This window comes from Lacticaseibacillus baoqingensis, assembly GCF_003946165.1.
GTDB classification, from domain to species: domain Bacteria; phylum Bacillota; class Bacilli; order Lactobacillales; family Lactobacillaceae; genus Lacticaseibacillus; species Lacticaseibacillus baoqingensis.
Genome location: NZ_RHOI01000032.1, coordinates 1 through 13,589 on the forward strand (window position 1 = coordinate 1; position 13,589 = coordinate 13,589).

A 13,589-nucleotide genomic window follows, 5' to 3' on the forward strand; every position below is an offset into this window, starting at 1 on the left:
CAGGTGTCTTTTTGTTATCTAAAAAGGGTCTAGCATCTCCAGTGTTGATTACTACCAACACCAAAAATTCTAGACCCGTTTATCGGCGTGTTGCTGCTGTTAGCGGTGGTATGGGGATTGAATTGGACGGATCCGAATCATGACGTGATCAGATAGCTCATGGCGCAACCACTTAAAAAGGCGACCCAAGCTGGCAATGAATGCCGCTTGAGTCGCCTTTTTAGCCGATTCGATCAACGTTTGTTTAACTGCCAGGATGTGGTGAGCTGGCGTCAATGGTTTGCTGCGGCATGACGTCGGCTTTGACCGCGCGCTTTTTGACTTCATGCTTGTGCAGATAAGAGATCAACATTGGGCATAAGATCGCGGTGACAATGATCGCCGCGGTGATTTGCGCCGTTGCCGAACCTTGGTATGCCTTTAAACTAGAATCGACGGCTACGACAGCTGCTGGTGTGGCCGCGGCGTTACCAGCAGTGGTCCCAATGGCACTGCCGACTTCAGGATGATCCATATGCAAGAGTTTATAGACAAAGTAACCGGCAAGACCAGTAATGGCGGTACATGCGACCCCTAATAAGAGTCCTGGGCCGCCGGCTTTAAGTAAGTCTAAAATGTTCAACCCAGCCCCTAATGGAAAGGCAAAGAAGGGAATCAACATCGAAGCACCGGGCTCGCAAAACTTGCGAATGTCAGGATCGAGATTGCCTAAGATACAGCCAATCACCACCGGCGCAATGCAGCCGATCAAGATCGCAATGGGGATGTTGGCGACCCCCGCTGCCCCTAAGGCGATCATCGTAAAGAAGGGGCCATTACAAATCGAAAGGATCGACACGGCGCCAACATCGCTGGCATCGCCATATTCACCTGCTAAAGCAGCATATAAGCCCCCGTTAGCGGTGGCTAATGCGGCGACGATCGCCAAAGTTGAGATCCCCATGAAACCTTTGATGCCAAAGAGTTTATTACATAAGATCCCGATCAAGACCCCTAAACCGACTTTGACCACAGTGATCACGACCCCTTTGTAAACCGTGATACCGGCCTTTTTGAAGTCGATCGTGGTGGAATTGCAAAAAATGAAGACGGCTAAAATCGGCATGGCACCAGACTGCCACAGATAATCCGTGAACGTCCCTTGGAAGCTGTTCCAAAGCATGCCGCCAAATAACGTGTTGATCAAAGCCCCCAATAATAATGGCACGACCATTAAGCCACCAGGAATTTTTTGGACCGTTTTGAGAATTTTCAAAACACTGTTCGGCTCCTTTCGTGTTTGACTGAAACACAACTGCCGTGAACAGCTAAAACTTATTCAATGATGCACAATATAAATCGTTTCACTCGACACTCAAACTATATTGTAAATATATTCACATTTCAATTTACAAATCGATAAATCTGTTCCAATATTGAACTATATCAACTGAGGGGTGATATTTTGAACAGTCGGGTCAAAATACTGGGAATTGCGCCATATTCAGAATTAGCCACGGTCATGACCGAATATGGCCACACTGATGAACGGATCCAAATGACCGTCGTGTTAGGCAATATGGCCGCCGGGGTCGCGATCGCCAAAGCCGAGTATCAAAATTACGATGTGATCTTGTCGCGGGGCAATACCGCAGAATTGATCAAGCAGGCAGTGCCGATATTAGTGATCGACATTGGCATCGGCTTTTATGACGTTTTAAGCTGCATCAAGCTGGCAGAAAATACCCAAGGGCGTTTCGCCATTATCGGCTACAGTTCCATGACGACCATCGCCCGCAACATTCGTGATCTGCTGCAAACAACCACGCAAGTCTATGCCATTGACGATCATTCTGATCAGCACGCGATTTTGACGCAGATCAAAGATCAAGGGTATCAAATGGTGATTTGCGATACGATCTTGTTTTCGGCGGCCAAGGCAGCCGGGTTAACGCCGATCTTGTTGGTCACCAGTTTGGAGAGTTTAAAAAAAGCGATCGACCGGGCGATTTATTACTTTGAGATCAATGCCAATATTCAAGCCCAACACGCGCTGCTGGCTGAAGCGATCGCAACGGATGCAGCTCAATTTGTGGTTTTAGATCAAGCCAGCACCGTGGTTTATACCTCAGTCGATGCCAAATATGACCACCAGGTCACGGCAGTGCTGAAACAGCATCTGCAAAAACTCAGCACTGGCCACCATGAAGATTTTGTGTTGCGAGTCGACCATACCTATTATCAAGTGCATGGGTGGGTGCTGGAGCATGCCAAGCGCCATTACTATAGCTTCCGGCTCCAGCAAACCGATCAGCCGCAACAACTTGATCAACATCAAATCAAGATCTTGGATCGGCAACAAGCGTTAGACCGCATTGAAAAAAGCGATTATCCTGAAGCGTTGAGTTATCCGGCTGCTTGTCACCATGCCGATGCTGAGGCGTTGAGCCATGAGCCGTTGATGATCATTGGGGCAACCGGTGCTTTTCAAAATGAAACCGCTTTCCTTTATTACGCCAAAAGCAATTTTAATGATCATCCGTTATTCATGGTCGATTGTGCCTTGATGACCGGCGCTGACTGGGATTATTTGCTCGACAATATCGACTCGCCGTTCATGGATAATCACAACACGATTTATCTGGCTAGAGTGGAGCAGCTTTCATTAGCCCAGCAAAAGCAGCTGATCACCATGATCGACGAGTCCGAATTGGCCCAACGCAATCGCTTGATCCTGTCATGTGCCAGGAGTCAGGCGCAAGCGCAAGACCTGTCTGAATTAAGCGATTATCTCGATTGCCGGTTGATCAGTTTAACGCCGCTGGATCAGCAAAAAGAGCAGCTGACCAGCATTACGAACTTGTTGATCAACCGCTTGAATCAGCAATACGCCAAACAAGTCGTGGGGCTGGATGCAGATGCGTTAGCTTTGCTGCAAGCATTTACCTTTACCGGCGATTATGCACAACTGAAACAAATTCTCACCGCAGCAGTCCCACAAACCACCACGCCTTACATCACCAAAGCAGTGCTCGCGCCGATACTAGCCAGTACGCAAATCTTGCAGTGTGCCCAGCAGGCAACACCCGCAAGCACTGCTTGTCAGCCAGGCGAGATCCGCTTGGCACTGGATCAGCCGCTGAATCGATCGATCGACCAGATCATTCAAGCGGCAACAGAATTGAATGATTACAACCAAGCCGCCACGGCGAAAAAACTGGGGATCAGTCGGACTTCAGTGTGGCGACATTTAAAAGCTTAAGCGTTGCAAATATGAACAATCGACAGGACCGATAGTAAATAGTTCCATTTTGAAACGCTCATGGCAGAATTCCGGTTGCGAAGATAGCGCTTCCAAGCTAGGCTATGAAGTGTGCATGTGAGTGACTGAGCTTACAAATGCATGTGCAATATCGAATCAACTCGACATAACCATGACTTGAAAGGAGTTTTAACCATGAACGCAGCGATTCATATTGATCCTAAAGATAATTTGGCGACATGCCTGCGGGCGATCAAAAAAGGGGAAACCATTGAAATCGATGGGAAGTCTTTCACCGCAACCAGTGATATCCCAGAATTTCATAAGATGGCGACGGCTAATATCAAAAAAGGTGAGTATTGCTATAAGTACGGGCAAGTTGTGGGCGAAGCTTTAGAGGATCTGCATCCAGGCGATTATGTCCACACCCACAATTTGGCTAGCACTCGTGGTCGCGGCGATAAGGTTCAAGCTTAAAAAGAAAGGTTATGATCTTGATGAAACTCATGGGATACCGGCGTGAAAATGGTACATTTGGACTGAGAAATTATTTATTGATTTTACCGACTTCTGTTTGTGCCACCAACACGGCTGAAAAAATTGCCGCACAAATTCCTGGCGCAGTTTCGATTCCTAATCAACATGGCTGCTGTCAAATCGGCTCTGACTTGGAGCAAGTTGAACGCACCTTGGAAGGTTTTGGTAAAAACGCCAATGTCGGTGCGGTCTTAGTGATCGGCTTAGGGTGTGATGGCATTCAAGCCAATGAATTGGCTGATCGGCTGCGGCCAACTGGCAAACCAGTTGAAGATATGACGATCCAAGCTTGTGGCGGGACGCTGAAGGCGATCGCCAAAGGGGCTGAGATCGCGGCTAAGATGGCGGCGCATCTTTCTGATGAAGTTAAGTCTGAAGGGCAGTTAAGCGATTTGATCTTGGGGATGGAATGCGGCGGTTCTGATCCGACTAGCGGATTGGCAGCCAACCCTGTGATCGGGTATGCTTCTGACAAATTAGTGGCCGCTGGTGCTGGCAGCATCATCAGTGAAACTACTGAAGTGATCGGGGCTGAAAAAATTTTAGCCAAGCGGTTCAAGACAGATGCGCAACGCGACAAGTTCTTGGGGATGGTCAAGCATTGTGAAGACCGTGCCATCCAAATGGGCGAAGATCTGCGCACGGGTCAGCCGACTCCAGGCAACAAGGCTGGGGGCTTATCCACGATCGAAGAAAAGTCTTTAGGCTGCATGTATAAAGCCGGCACCGCTGAATTTAGCGGCAGCTTGGATTATGCCGAACCAATGCCGCAAGACAACAAAGGCTTGTACTTTATGGATACTCCAGGTCAAGATATCGAATCCATCACCGGCATGGCAGCCGCTGGTGCCAATATCATGATCTTCTCCACTGGCCGCGGCACCCCGACTGGCAGCCCAATTGCGCCAGTGATCAAGATCACCGGGAATGCCGAGACGTTCGTTAACATGCATGATAATATCGACTTGAATGCAGGGACGATCATCACCAAAGGCGACAAGATCGCTGATATCGGTGAAAAAGCCTACCAAATGATCTTAGATGTCGCCAATGGTCAAAAGACCAAAGCCGAGATCGTGGGTCATCGCGACTTTGGGATCTACAAGATCACCGGGACGTTTTAACCAATGTGATGGTTGGAACAACCATAAAAATGAGGCTGAGCAAATGCTCAACCTCTTTTTTGGTATTCGATTTTTAGTTTAGTGTAACAATTCCTGCCGGATCGCCGCGTATTTTTGCGGGGAGATCTTACCGGCTTGCAGTAGACGTTGATAATAGGCGAGCTGCGCTTCAACAGATTCTTGACGCACACCAACACGTTGACTCAAAAAACCAAAGAGCGCCATCGTGCCAAAAAGCACCAAGATGAGAATGAGTAATAAACTGGTTTGTACCATATGCAACCGCTCCCTTCAAAGTCATTGTAGCACACCTGCAGCGCTTTAAGGTGATTTTATGGTTGCTGGCGGATACTTATCTGCGTTCGACAGAAAGGATGCTTGTGATGCAGATCAAAGACTGTGCAACATTACTGAATCTTGACCAACCAACGCGCCAACGCCTCGTTGCAGATCAGACTGAGGTGACGAGTTTGACGCCGGATACGCGCCAAGTCCAACCTGGCGGGTGCTTTGTGGCAATCAAAGGCCAGCACTTCGATGGGCATGCGCATGTCCAAGAAGCGATCGCCAAAGGGGCGGTGTTCGTCGTGGTGGGCCACCCAGTGGCAGCCAGCGGGGCGGTGATCGTGCAAGTGCCAGACCCCAATCAGGCCTTAGCACAATTGAGCGTGCGCTTTTTTGGCGACCCCAGCGCTAAGCTGAAGCTGTTTGGCGTCACCGGCACGAATGGCAAAACCACGGTGACGCATTTGATCCAGCAGATCCTCAATGCGGCCGCAACCGATTGTGGGCTGATCGGGACATTGGCGGTCACTGGCGGCAAACAGCCGCATGCTGCGCTTAACACCACGCCAGATGCCTATTGGAATCAAGTGTACTTAAGTGAAATGGAACAAGCCGGCAAGCAGGCGTGTGCCATGGAAGTGTCTTCGATCGGCTTAAGCCAAGGCCGGGTGCGCGGGATCGATTTTGATACCGCAGTCTTCACCAATTTGACAGAAGATCATCTCGACTATCACAAAACCTTCGCCGATTATTTTGAAGCCAAAGCCTTGTTGTTTGAGCAATTAGGCAATACTTACCACCATGGCCAAAAGGTCAAAACAGCGGTGATCAATATTGACGATCCTTATGGGCGCAAGCTCGTCCAGCGCACGACTGCCAATGTGTTGACTTATGGCACCAAAGGCCGCGGTGATTTGCAAGCAACAGACATTCGCGTCGGCGCAGACGGGACGCACTTTAGCCTGACGATCGCCGGCCGGCGTTATCCGGTGCATTTGCAATTGATGGGCAAGTTCAATATTTATAACGCCTTGGCCGCTTTTGGCGCGACTTATGTGCACGGGATCGCGCCGAAAACGATCATCCGTGCCTTAGCCAAAGTCACCGGCGTGCGCGGCCGTTTTGAAATCGTGCCGACGCCTGAGCAAGTCACCGTGATCGTCGATTATGCGCATACGCCAGACGGGCTGGAAAACGTCTTGCAAACGATCGCCAGTTTCGCGCAGCGCCGAGTGTTTTGCGTTGTCGGTTGCGGCGGAGATCGCGAGGCCGCCAAAAGGCCGGCAATGGCGACGATCGCGTGTCAGTTGGCCGATGAGCCGATTTTCACCGCAGACAATCCGCACACGGAAGACCCCGATGCGATCATCGATCAAATGGTAGACGGGCTTGATCCAGCGACATATACCCGCTTGCGGGACCGCAAACAGGCGATCGTTTATGCCTTGTCCCAAGCCAAAGCCAAAGATGTGGTATTGATCGCCGGCAAAGGGCATGAGGATTATCAAGTCATCGGCACCCAAAAACAGCACTTTGACGATGTCGAGCAGGTGCAGGCCTATTATGCGGCCAAAGCCGCCTCAGCCGTCAGCAAAACGAGATCCGTGAATTATTTCTCGAAAAACGCTTGACCTGTAACGCGTTTCCGAATTTATGCTGGGTTTGTTGAGCAGCAAGCCGCATTTTAAGGAGGAAATCTCATGTTTACATTATTAAAAAAACAAGTCAGTGTTAACGTCAGCTTAAACGCGCCATCTGAATTAACGGCCATCGCCAAGTTGGCTGGGTTTGCCGGGATGAAGCTGGATCTGGCGAATCAGGAATTGCGCTCGGGATTTTTAGCCAGTGAAGCCCAAGGCAGTCATGTCGTGGCCGCACACATCGCCGTCACCCATGCGTCCAGTGCCAATGTCCAAACCCCGCAAACAGTGATCATGAGCTTTGATGCCCCGATCGCTTGGGGTGAAGACCAACACATTGATCTGCTGGTGGCCGTGATCGTCCCAACGACCGCGGATACGGAAGCGGTACTCGCCCAAATGCTCACTGGCGTGCAGCAACAAGCCGCCGCTTTGGACGCTGCTAAGGCTCACGCCGGCGCCCTTGAAAAAGTCCGCCGCCAATTGCTGGGCTAAATCTGTTACAGTAGTCAGGGAGGTGAGCACATGACCAATATTCATGATATTGCGCGCATCAGCGGCTATTCAGTCGCCACCGTATCGCGCGTGATTAACCACCGCCCTTATGTTTCAGAACCGGTGCGCCAAGCCGTCCTCAAAGTCGTGCGCCAGTTAGATTATGTGCCCAATGCCGTTGCTCGCGATCTTAGTGCCGGGCGCACGATGAGCATTGGGGTGGTGACGCCTATGCGCGAACATCCTTATTTTACTGAATTGACCCATGCCTTGACCCAAGCCGCATTTGCGCGCGGCTACCATGTGGTGTTATTGCCGTCGCAATATGATGCCAGCTTGGAAAAACGCTATCTCGAACAACTGCGGCGCCAGGCTTATGATGGCTTGATCTTCACGTCGCATACCATGGCGTTGGCACAAATGGTGCCTTATCAAAAGTATGGCCCAGTCGTGATCTGCCACGATCCTGGTGCCGTGGACCTGCCGGCGGCATATAGCGATCGCGGCGAGACATATCTCGAAGGTTATCGGTGGTTAAAAGCCCATGGGGCCAAGCAAGTCGGCACGTTTTTGCCGCGGGCGCCAAAACGCTCGGCGACGGCTGCGGCGATGGTCGCAGCGTATCAAACGGTGTTTGGCCGCGCACCAGCGCCAGAACTGTTGGTGGAAGACGTGATGGCACCGGCATCCGGTTATGCTGCGGCGGCTAAACTCGCCGCAGTCGGCGTCGATGGGATCTTTACCAATGGTGATGATATCGCGGCGAACGCCTGGCGGTATTATCAAGATCACCAGCTGCCAGAGCCTTTATTGGTGGGCCAAGAGGCGCAGTTGTCGGGACGCTTGTTGAAGCTGCCGACCATCGATCATCATTTTCAGCAGGTGGGCAAATTGGCGATCGCCTTGGCGACTGGCGAACTCACCGGCCAGCATGCGGTTGCCTCTACGTTTATGGCACCGTAAGCTGACCAGGCTGAGACGATATGCAGCCCACGACCATGACCCCTTGGGACCAAGATGTTAAACATCGCGGTTTGAAGGGGTCTTGGTTTGCTTTGAGCGCGGTTTGCGGTGATCCGACCAGTTCAGGTATACTTAACTTACTTCAATTAAGGGGGATCACCATGCGCGATTGGCTTTTCCGATTTGTTAAAGGTGCCTTTATCGGTTCCGGCTTCATCTTACCAGGGGTGTCTGGCGGGGCGCTGGCCGCTGTGTTTGGCATTTATGCGCGTTTGATCAGCTTTTTGGCGCATTTGACCCGCGATTGGCGCGCCAACTTGCGCTTCTTTTTGCCAGTGGGCTTAGGCGGGGTAGTCGGCGTGTTTGCCTTATCGTTTGCCGTGAGTTTCTTTTTAGGCGCTTATGAAGCGCAGATCTTGTGGTTTTTTGTCGGCTGCATCCTTGGCACGGTGCCGGCGTTGTGGCAGCAAGCCGGCAAGGAAGGCCGCAAAGGGCGGCATCCTTGGATCACAGTTGGGGCGTTTGTGCTCAGCTTAGGCTTTTTGCTGTTTGGCGAACAAGCCTTTGCCGGCGGGGTAACGCCTAGTTTTACCATGTGGGTCGTTGCCGGCGGCTTGATCGCCTTAGGCATGATCGTGCCCGGATTGAGTCCATCGAATTTCTTAGTGTATATGGGCTTGTATAAAGCCATGGCCGATGGCATCAAAACCGTCGATTTTAATGTCTTGGTGCCGTTAGCCCTAGGGGCGCTGTTGTGTTTGATCTTATTGGCGAAGCTGATGGATTGGGCGTTTGCCCGCGCGTATGCGGATCTGTTTCATCTTATTTTAGGCGTGGTGTTTGCGTCTACGGTGATGATCATCCCTCGCGATTTCAACTATCTTAGTTTTGGTACGTTGGTGTGCGTGGTGACATGTTTGGCCGGAGTCGCACTGGGACATTGGATGAGCACCTTGGAAGCCCGCTATGGCGTGGCCTAAAAAAACGCAAGTGAGTCGGCAGACTCGCTTGCGTTTTTAATTGTCCTTACTTAAACCGTCACCGCTAATTCAGCTTGCACCACCCGAATGGCGGCGAGCAAGGCGCGAATATCGGTGGTATCCAGATCACCGATATTGCCGATGCGAAAACTTGGCAGCTTGGCGACTTTCCCTGGGTAGATGACAAACCCGCGGGCTTTCAAAGCTTGGTAAAAGGCGGGAAAGTCAAAATCTTCACTGGGGTAAGCAAAGCTGGTGATGATCGGGCTTTGATCAGCCGGAGCGACGATGCGCTCAAAAGCCAGCTCTTGCATCCCCGTTGCCAGCATGTGCTGACAAGCCCGGAAGCGCCGATAACGCGCGGCGACTCCGCCTTCTTCCACCAGTTCATCTAAGGCTTGCGCGGCGGCTAACACGACATGCGTAGGGGAGGTGAAGCGCCATTTGCCATTGTAAACTTCCATGCACGCCAGCTGTTCAAACAAGTCCAAAGACAAGCTGCGGGCGTTGCCTTGCGTTTGGGCGATGGTGCTGCGCTTGGCGATGACAAAACCAAAGCCGGGCACGCCTTGCAAGCACTTGTTGGCACTGGAGATCAGATAATCGATCCCCAGCATTTCAGTGGCGATGGGGATGCCGGCAAAACTCGACATTGCATCGATGATGGTGACCAGCCCATGGGCGCGCATCGCCGGCACGATGGTTTCGATCGGGTTCAACACGCCGGTAGTGGTTTCACAATGGATCATGGCAAAATGCGTCAGCTCAGGATGGGTTTGGGCGATTTTTTCCAAATCAGCCAGCGCCAGCGGCTGGGTTTCTGAGCCCACCACGGCGATATGGTCAATGTCGAGGTATTCCAGCATTTCGACGATCCGCCGGCCATAAGCGCCATTGACGCCTACCAGCACACACGCATTCGTCTTGGGGATGGCGGTTTGCAGCGTGGCTTCAACCGCAAAGCTGCCGCTGCCTTGGATCAAGACGCTGGCATAGTTGTCAGGCGAGGCTTGCGCCAAGCGCAACAAGCCGGTGCGCAGGTGTTGGGTGATGGCATTGTAGTCGTCATCCCAAGTGGAGTAATCGTTTTGCATTGCCGCTTTGACACTGGCAGTGGTGGTCAAAGGGCCAGGGGTCAAGAGTAAATATGGGGTCATTAGACAGCCTCCAGATCACATTCGCGTTTGATCAATTCCAGCAGGTCATAAGCGGAATTGACGATCACATCTGCACCTGCATTGGCATACGTGCTGCGGACTTTTTGCCGCAACGCTTGGCGCTGGTCTTCAGCCAAAGCGGCCCAGTCGCTTGCAGACAGCGCCAACAAGTTGGCGCCTTCGATGATCCCAACGGCATTGGCGCCGGCGTTTTGGGCGGCTAAAACATCGTTGACCGTGTCGCCAACGATCAATACCCGCGCCGGGTCGTGCACGCCTAGGCGCTGCATGGCCAGTTGGTTCATCGCCGGTTCTGGGCGGCCGACGCCTTGGGTCTGTTCAGACGTGATGTTGACTTGCGGGGCATAGCCATGGGCTTGCACCAGCGGCAGCAAGGTCGCCAGCATGTCGGCATCATAGCCGGAAGTGGTGCCATAAGGAATGTGATTGGCCGTTAAAAAGGCGATCAATTCACTCATCCCCGGCTTCAACGCCGCCGTTTCCGGCAAGATCTTCAGCAAGGTCGCCTTAAAGCGGGCAAACAATTCTGCGGCTAGGGCCGCATCTGGGGCATGGTGGTATTGGGTGGCGAAATGGTCGGCGACTGCTGGGTCGGCCAACAATTTGTTGATGTGGGTGAGCTTATCTAAGCCCATGTCTTGGCGGATCGCCGCTTCCGGTACCGCGACGCCGTAATCGGCGAAGGTACGCTTGAAAGCCAGCAAGGGGGCACGGGAACCGTAGTCGATCACGGTGCCTGCCCAGTCAAAAATGACAGCTTCAATGGCCATATCGGGCCTCCTTTAGTTAGTGAGTCAAATGTTTGCGCATGCGCACGGCGACAAATTCTAAGCAAATGGCAAAGGCTAATAAGAGATAAACGATCAAGCCCACTTCTTGAAAATCAAAGTTAAAGGCGCTGGCCATAAACAAGTTATAACCGATCCCGCCAGTCCCAGCCGCCGCGCCAACCGCTACGGCATTGGTGAAGTTGATCTCAAAGCGAATGAAGGTCCAACTCAACAAGCTGGCGCGCACTTCCGGCCATAAGGCGTGGCGCACCGTCAGCCAAAAGCCGCAGCCGGTGGCGCGCAAAGCAGCGAGCTTAGCCGGCGGGACAGTTTCCATCGCTTCGGCAAACGCCTTGGTCAAGTAAGCCACGGAATGAAAGGTCAACCCGACCACCGCCGCTTCATTGCCTAAGCCGATCACCGTCGCGTACACCAAAACCCAAAGGATCGTGGGGATCGCCCGGATCACCGCCATCAAACTGCGCATCGCCAAGGCGAGGGGCTTGGGCGCAAATGGCCGCGCTGTGGCTAAGGCGAGGAAAAACGCCAAGAAAGCACCTAACAAAGTGGTCAGCATCGCTAAGGCGATAGTATTGGCAAACGCTTGTAATAACGCCGCCCAAGAATCTTGGCCTAAGTGGGGATGCACGATCATCAGCTGCAAGTTGTGCCAAAAGCTGGCAAAGGCCGTCGCCCAGTTCAAATGGTCGGTGTGCATGGTGACCAGGGCATAGCCGCTGATCGCCGTCAGCGCCAGCAATAACAGCCTAGTGGCGCGTTGGGCGCGCGATAAGGGGCGCTTTTGGGGTTGCGGCGCGCGCGTGAGGGTGAGTGGTTTTGCAATCAATGAGTCAACACCTGCCTTAAATGAGTCGCCAATAGTTCAATTGCGATGGTGGTGATGATCAATGTCACCACCACTAATCCGGCACTAGGGTAGCGGAAGCTTTTGAAGTACAAATCGAAGGTAAACCCGATCCCAGTACCCGTCAGCATCCCGACTAAAGTCGCATCGCGGATATTGTTTTCGATCATATACAAGACCCAAGACAACAACCCGCCGATCGCCGCAGGCAAAACGCCTTGGATCACGATCGGCCAATACCGCGCCCCGGTGGCTTCAAGCGCTTCGATCGCACCGCCGCCGACTTCTTCCAGCGTTTCGATAAACGCCCGGGTCAAATACCCGATCGTCATCAAAAACAGCGCTAAAAACCCGGTGAAGTCATTTTGCTTGAAGGAAAATAACAACACCAATGCCCAAGCGACGAAAGGGAAGTTACGCATCACCGAAGCAAACAAGCGCACGCCGCCGCGCAGCCAGCGAATGCGGCCGGTAGTGGCCGCACCGGCTAAACCTAAGCCCACCGCGACGATCGCCGCGACACTGGTGGCGGCAATGGCGATCACGATGGTGCGCCACAGCTGATAAGTGATCGTCGGCAAGTCATGCCAAGCCGCGGCGTCTGGGGTAAAGTTATGCACCAGCCAGGCCAACCCGGCCCACACGCCCATAAACGCTTGCCGGTCGTTGAGCTGCAGCCATAATTGGCCGGCTACCAACAAGCCTAATGCGGCGATCAAAGTCAACCAGCGCCGACGGGCGGTTTGGCGCAAATATAAATTAGGCATCTTCAGCCACCGCCTCTTTGGCATAGATCGCGGCTAAAGCCGCATCATTCAACCCTGCCGTCGGGCCATCAAAAACGATCCGGCCTTGATTGACCCCGACGATGTGATCGGCGTATTGGCGGGCAATGTCCACTTGATGCAAGTTGACGATGATCATGATGCCGCGCTTGGCCAGATCACCTAACAAAGTCATCACCGCTTGTGTCGATGCCGGGTCTAAAGAGGCGATCGGCTCGTCACAAAGGATCACTTCAGGCGATTGCATCAAGGCGCGAGCGATGCCGACGCGCTGTTTTTGCCCGCCAGACAAATCAGCACAGCGCTGCGTGGCAAAATCAGCCAAGCCGACTTCAGCCAGCAGTTCATAGGCGCGGGCTTGTTCGGCGGCGGTGTAATGGCCTAAGATCCCTGCCAGCCAAGTTTTGCCGCCTAAGCAGCCGTGTAAGACATTGTCGATGGCGGCGAGTTCTTCGATCAAGTTATAGTCTTGAAAGATCATCCCGATGCGGTGGCGGATCTTGCGCAAGGCTTTGGCGTTGGCGGTGCGGATCTCTTGGTCGCCTAAGCGCACGCTGCCGGATTCTGGGGTGATCAAGCGATTGATACTGCGCAACAGCGTGGTTTTGCCGGCGCCAGAAGGGCCGATGATCGCAGTCACCCCAGGCGCGAAGGTGACATTGACAGCTTCTAAACCACGTTTATGGTTCGGGTAGGTTTTATTCAGTCCTGCGATCGTTAGCATGA

At 52.7% G+C, this 13,589-nt stretch carries 14 protein-coding genes; 7 read left to right on the plus strand and 7 right to left on the minus strand.

Features of this window, described 5'->3' with window-relative positions:
- Positions 1-244: 244 nt before the first annotated feature.
- Entirely contained in the window at positions 245-1,255 is a 1,011-nt protein-coding gene (locus EKM91_RS11300) for a 2-keto-3-deoxygluconate permease (RefSeq protein ID WP_125754026.1), read from the minus strand.
- A 189-nt stretch (positions 1,256-1,444) separates the two neighbouring features.
- On the opposite strand from EKM91_RS11300, the gene EKM91_RS11305 reads away from it, so the two are divergent.
- From EKM91_RS11305 to EKM91_RS11315, 3 genes are all read left to right on the plus strand, one after another.
- Entirely contained in the window at positions 1,445-3,241 is a 1,797-nt protein-coding gene (locus tag EKM91_RS11305) for a sigma-54-dependent transcriptional regulator (protein ID WP_125754027.1), read from the plus strand.
- Positions 3,242-3,436: 195 nt separating this feature from the next.
- Positions 3,437-3,718, plus strand: coding sequence for a UxaA family hydrolase (locus EKM91_RS11310; protein ID WP_125754028.1), 282 nt, complete (start codon positions 3,437-3,439; stop codon positions 3,716-3,718).
- 20 nt (positions 3,719-3,738) lie between these two features.
- The gene (locus EKM91_RS11315; RefSeq protein ID WP_125754029.1) at positions 3,739-4,902 is read left to right on the plus strand and encodes a UxaA family hydrolase; all 1,164 of its coding nucleotides are present in this window, start codon (positions 3,739-3,741) and stop codon (positions 4,900-4,902) included.
- Between the two features lie 78 nt (positions 4,903-4,980).
- Here the strand turns inward: EKM91_RS11315 and EKM91_RS11320 are convergent, their stop codons facing one another.
- The gene (locus EKM91_RS11320) at positions 4,981-5,178 is read right to left on the minus strand and encodes a hypothetical protein (protein ID WP_125754030.1); all 198 of its coding nucleotides are present in this window, start codon (positions 5,176-5,178) and stop codon (positions 4,981-4,983) included.
- A gap of 107 nt (positions 5,179-5,285) precedes the next feature.
- On the opposite strand from EKM91_RS11320, the gene EKM91_RS11325 reads away from it, so the two are divergent.
- The 4 genes from EKM91_RS11325 (at position 5,286) to EKM91_RS11340 (ending at position 9,265) form a co-directional block, all read left to right on the plus strand.
- On the plus strand, positions 5,286-6,818 hold the full coding sequence (locus EKM91_RS11325; protein ID WP_125754031.1) for a UDP-N-acetylmuramoyl-L-alanyl-D-glutamate--2,6-diaminopimelate ligase: 1,533 nt from the start codon (positions 5,286-5,288) through the stop codon (positions 6,816-6,818).
- A gap of 69 nt (positions 6,819-6,887) precedes the next feature.
- Positions 6,888-7,322 (plus strand): PTS sugar transporter subunit IIA, encoded by a 435-nt coding sequence (locus tag EKM91_RS11330; protein WP_125754032.1) that lies wholly within the window; start codon positions 6,888-6,890, stop codon positions 7,320-7,322.
- A gap of 30 nt (positions 7,323-7,352) precedes the next feature.
- A complete protein-coding gene (locus tag EKM91_RS11335) occupies positions 7,353-8,285 on the plus strand; it encodes a LacI family DNA-binding transcriptional regulator (protein ID WP_125754033.1) in 933 nt (310 codons plus the stop codon).
- Positions 8,286-8,446: 161 nt separating this feature from the next.
- Positions 8,447-9,265: a DUF368 domain-containing protein gene (locus tag EKM91_RS11340; RefSeq protein WP_125754034.1), complete on the plus strand. Its 819-nt coding sequence runs from the start codon at positions 8,447-8,449 to the stop codon at positions 9,263-9,265.
- A 50-nt stretch (positions 9,266-9,315) separates the two neighbouring features.
- On the opposite strand, the gene phnW is transcribed toward EKM91_RS11340, so the two are convergent.
- Genes phnW through phnC form a run of 5 tightly spaced genes read right to left on the minus strand, consistent with a single transcriptional unit; the run spans position 9,316 to position 13,587 of the window.
- Complete coding sequence (gene phnW, locus EKM91_RS11345; RefSeq protein ID WP_125754035.1) at positions 9,316-10,422, minus strand: 2-aminoethylphosphonate--pyruvate transaminase; 1,107 nt, start codon at positions 10,420-10,422, stop codon at positions 9,316-9,318.
- Positions 10,422-11,213: a phosphonoacetaldehyde hydrolase gene (phnX, locus tag EKM91_RS11350; protein ID WP_125754036.1), complete on the minus strand. Its 792-nt coding sequence runs from the start codon at positions 11,211-11,213 to the stop codon at positions 10,422-10,424. Before phnX ends, phnW begins: the two co-directional genes overlap by 1 nt.
- Positions 11,214-11,229: 16 nt before the next feature.
- Positions 11,230-12,060: a PhnE/PtxC family ABC transporter permease gene (locus tag EKM91_RS11355; protein WP_125754037.1), complete on the minus strand. Its 831-nt coding sequence runs from the start codon at positions 12,058-12,060 to the stop codon at positions 11,230-11,232.
- Entirely contained in the window at positions 12,057-12,845 is a 789-nt protein-coding gene (locus EKM91_RS11360; RefSeq protein WP_225419514.1) for a phosphate/phosphonate ABC transporter permease, read from the minus strand. Before EKM91_RS11360 ends, EKM91_RS11355 begins: the two co-directional genes overlap by 4 nt.
- Positions 12,838-13,587, minus strand: a complete 750-nt coding sequence (gene phnC, locus EKM91_RS11365; protein WP_125754039.1) for a phosphonate ABC transporter ATP-binding protein — start codon at positions 13,585-13,587, stop codon at positions 12,838-12,840. The genes EKM91_RS11360 and phnC overlap by 8 nt, the downstream gene beginning before the upstream one ends.
- Positions 13,588-13,589 lie beyond the last annotated feature (2 nt).

What these genes read in the sequence shown, in the direction of transcription:
- phnC (WP_125754039.1), bottom strand. Translation starts at nt 13,587, where the DNA reads ATGCTAACGATCGCAGGACTGAATAAAACCTACCCGAACCATAAACGT.
- EKM91_RS11335 (WP_125754033.1), top strand. Translation starts at nt 7,353, where the DNA reads ATGACCAATATTCATGATATTGCGCGCATCAGCGGCTATTCAGTCGCC.
- EKM91_RS11330 (WP_125754032.1), top strand. Translation starts at nt 6,888, where the DNA reads ATGTTTACATTATTAAAAAAACAAGTCAGTGTTAACGTCAGCTTAAAC.
- EKM91_RS11340 (WP_125754034.1), top strand. Translation starts at nt 8,447, where the DNA reads ATGCGCGATTGGCTTTTCCGATTTGTTAAAGGTGCCTTTATCGGTTCC.
- EKM91_RS11315 (WP_125754029.1), top strand. Translation starts at nt 3,739, where the DNA reads ATGAAACTCATGGGATACCGGCGTGAAAATGGTACATTTGGACTGAGA.
- EKM91_RS11325 (WP_125754031.1), top strand. Translation starts at nt 5,286, where the DNA reads ATGCAGATCAAAGACTGTGCAACATTACTGAATCTTGACCAACCAACG.
- phnW (WP_125754035.1), bottom strand. Translation starts at nt 10,422, where the DNA reads ATGACCCCATATTTACTCTTGACCCCTGGCCCTTTGACCACCACTGCC.
- EKM91_RS11360 (WP_225419514.1), bottom strand. Translation starts at nt 12,845, where the DNA reads ATGCCTAATTTATATTTGCGCCAAACCGCCCGTCGGCGCTGGTTGACT.
- EKM91_RS11320 (WP_125754030.1), bottom strand. Translation starts at nt 5,178, where the DNA reads ATGGTACAAACCAGTTTATTACTCATTCTCATCTTGGTGCTTTTTGGC.
- EKM91_RS11310 (WP_125754028.1), top strand. Translation starts at nt 3,437, where the DNA reads ATGAACGCAGCGATTCATATTGATCCTAAAGATAATTTGGCGACATGC.
- phnX (WP_125754036.1), bottom strand. Translation starts at nt 11,213, where the DNA reads ATGGCCATTGAAGCTGTCATTTTTGACTGGGCAGGCACCGTGATCGAC.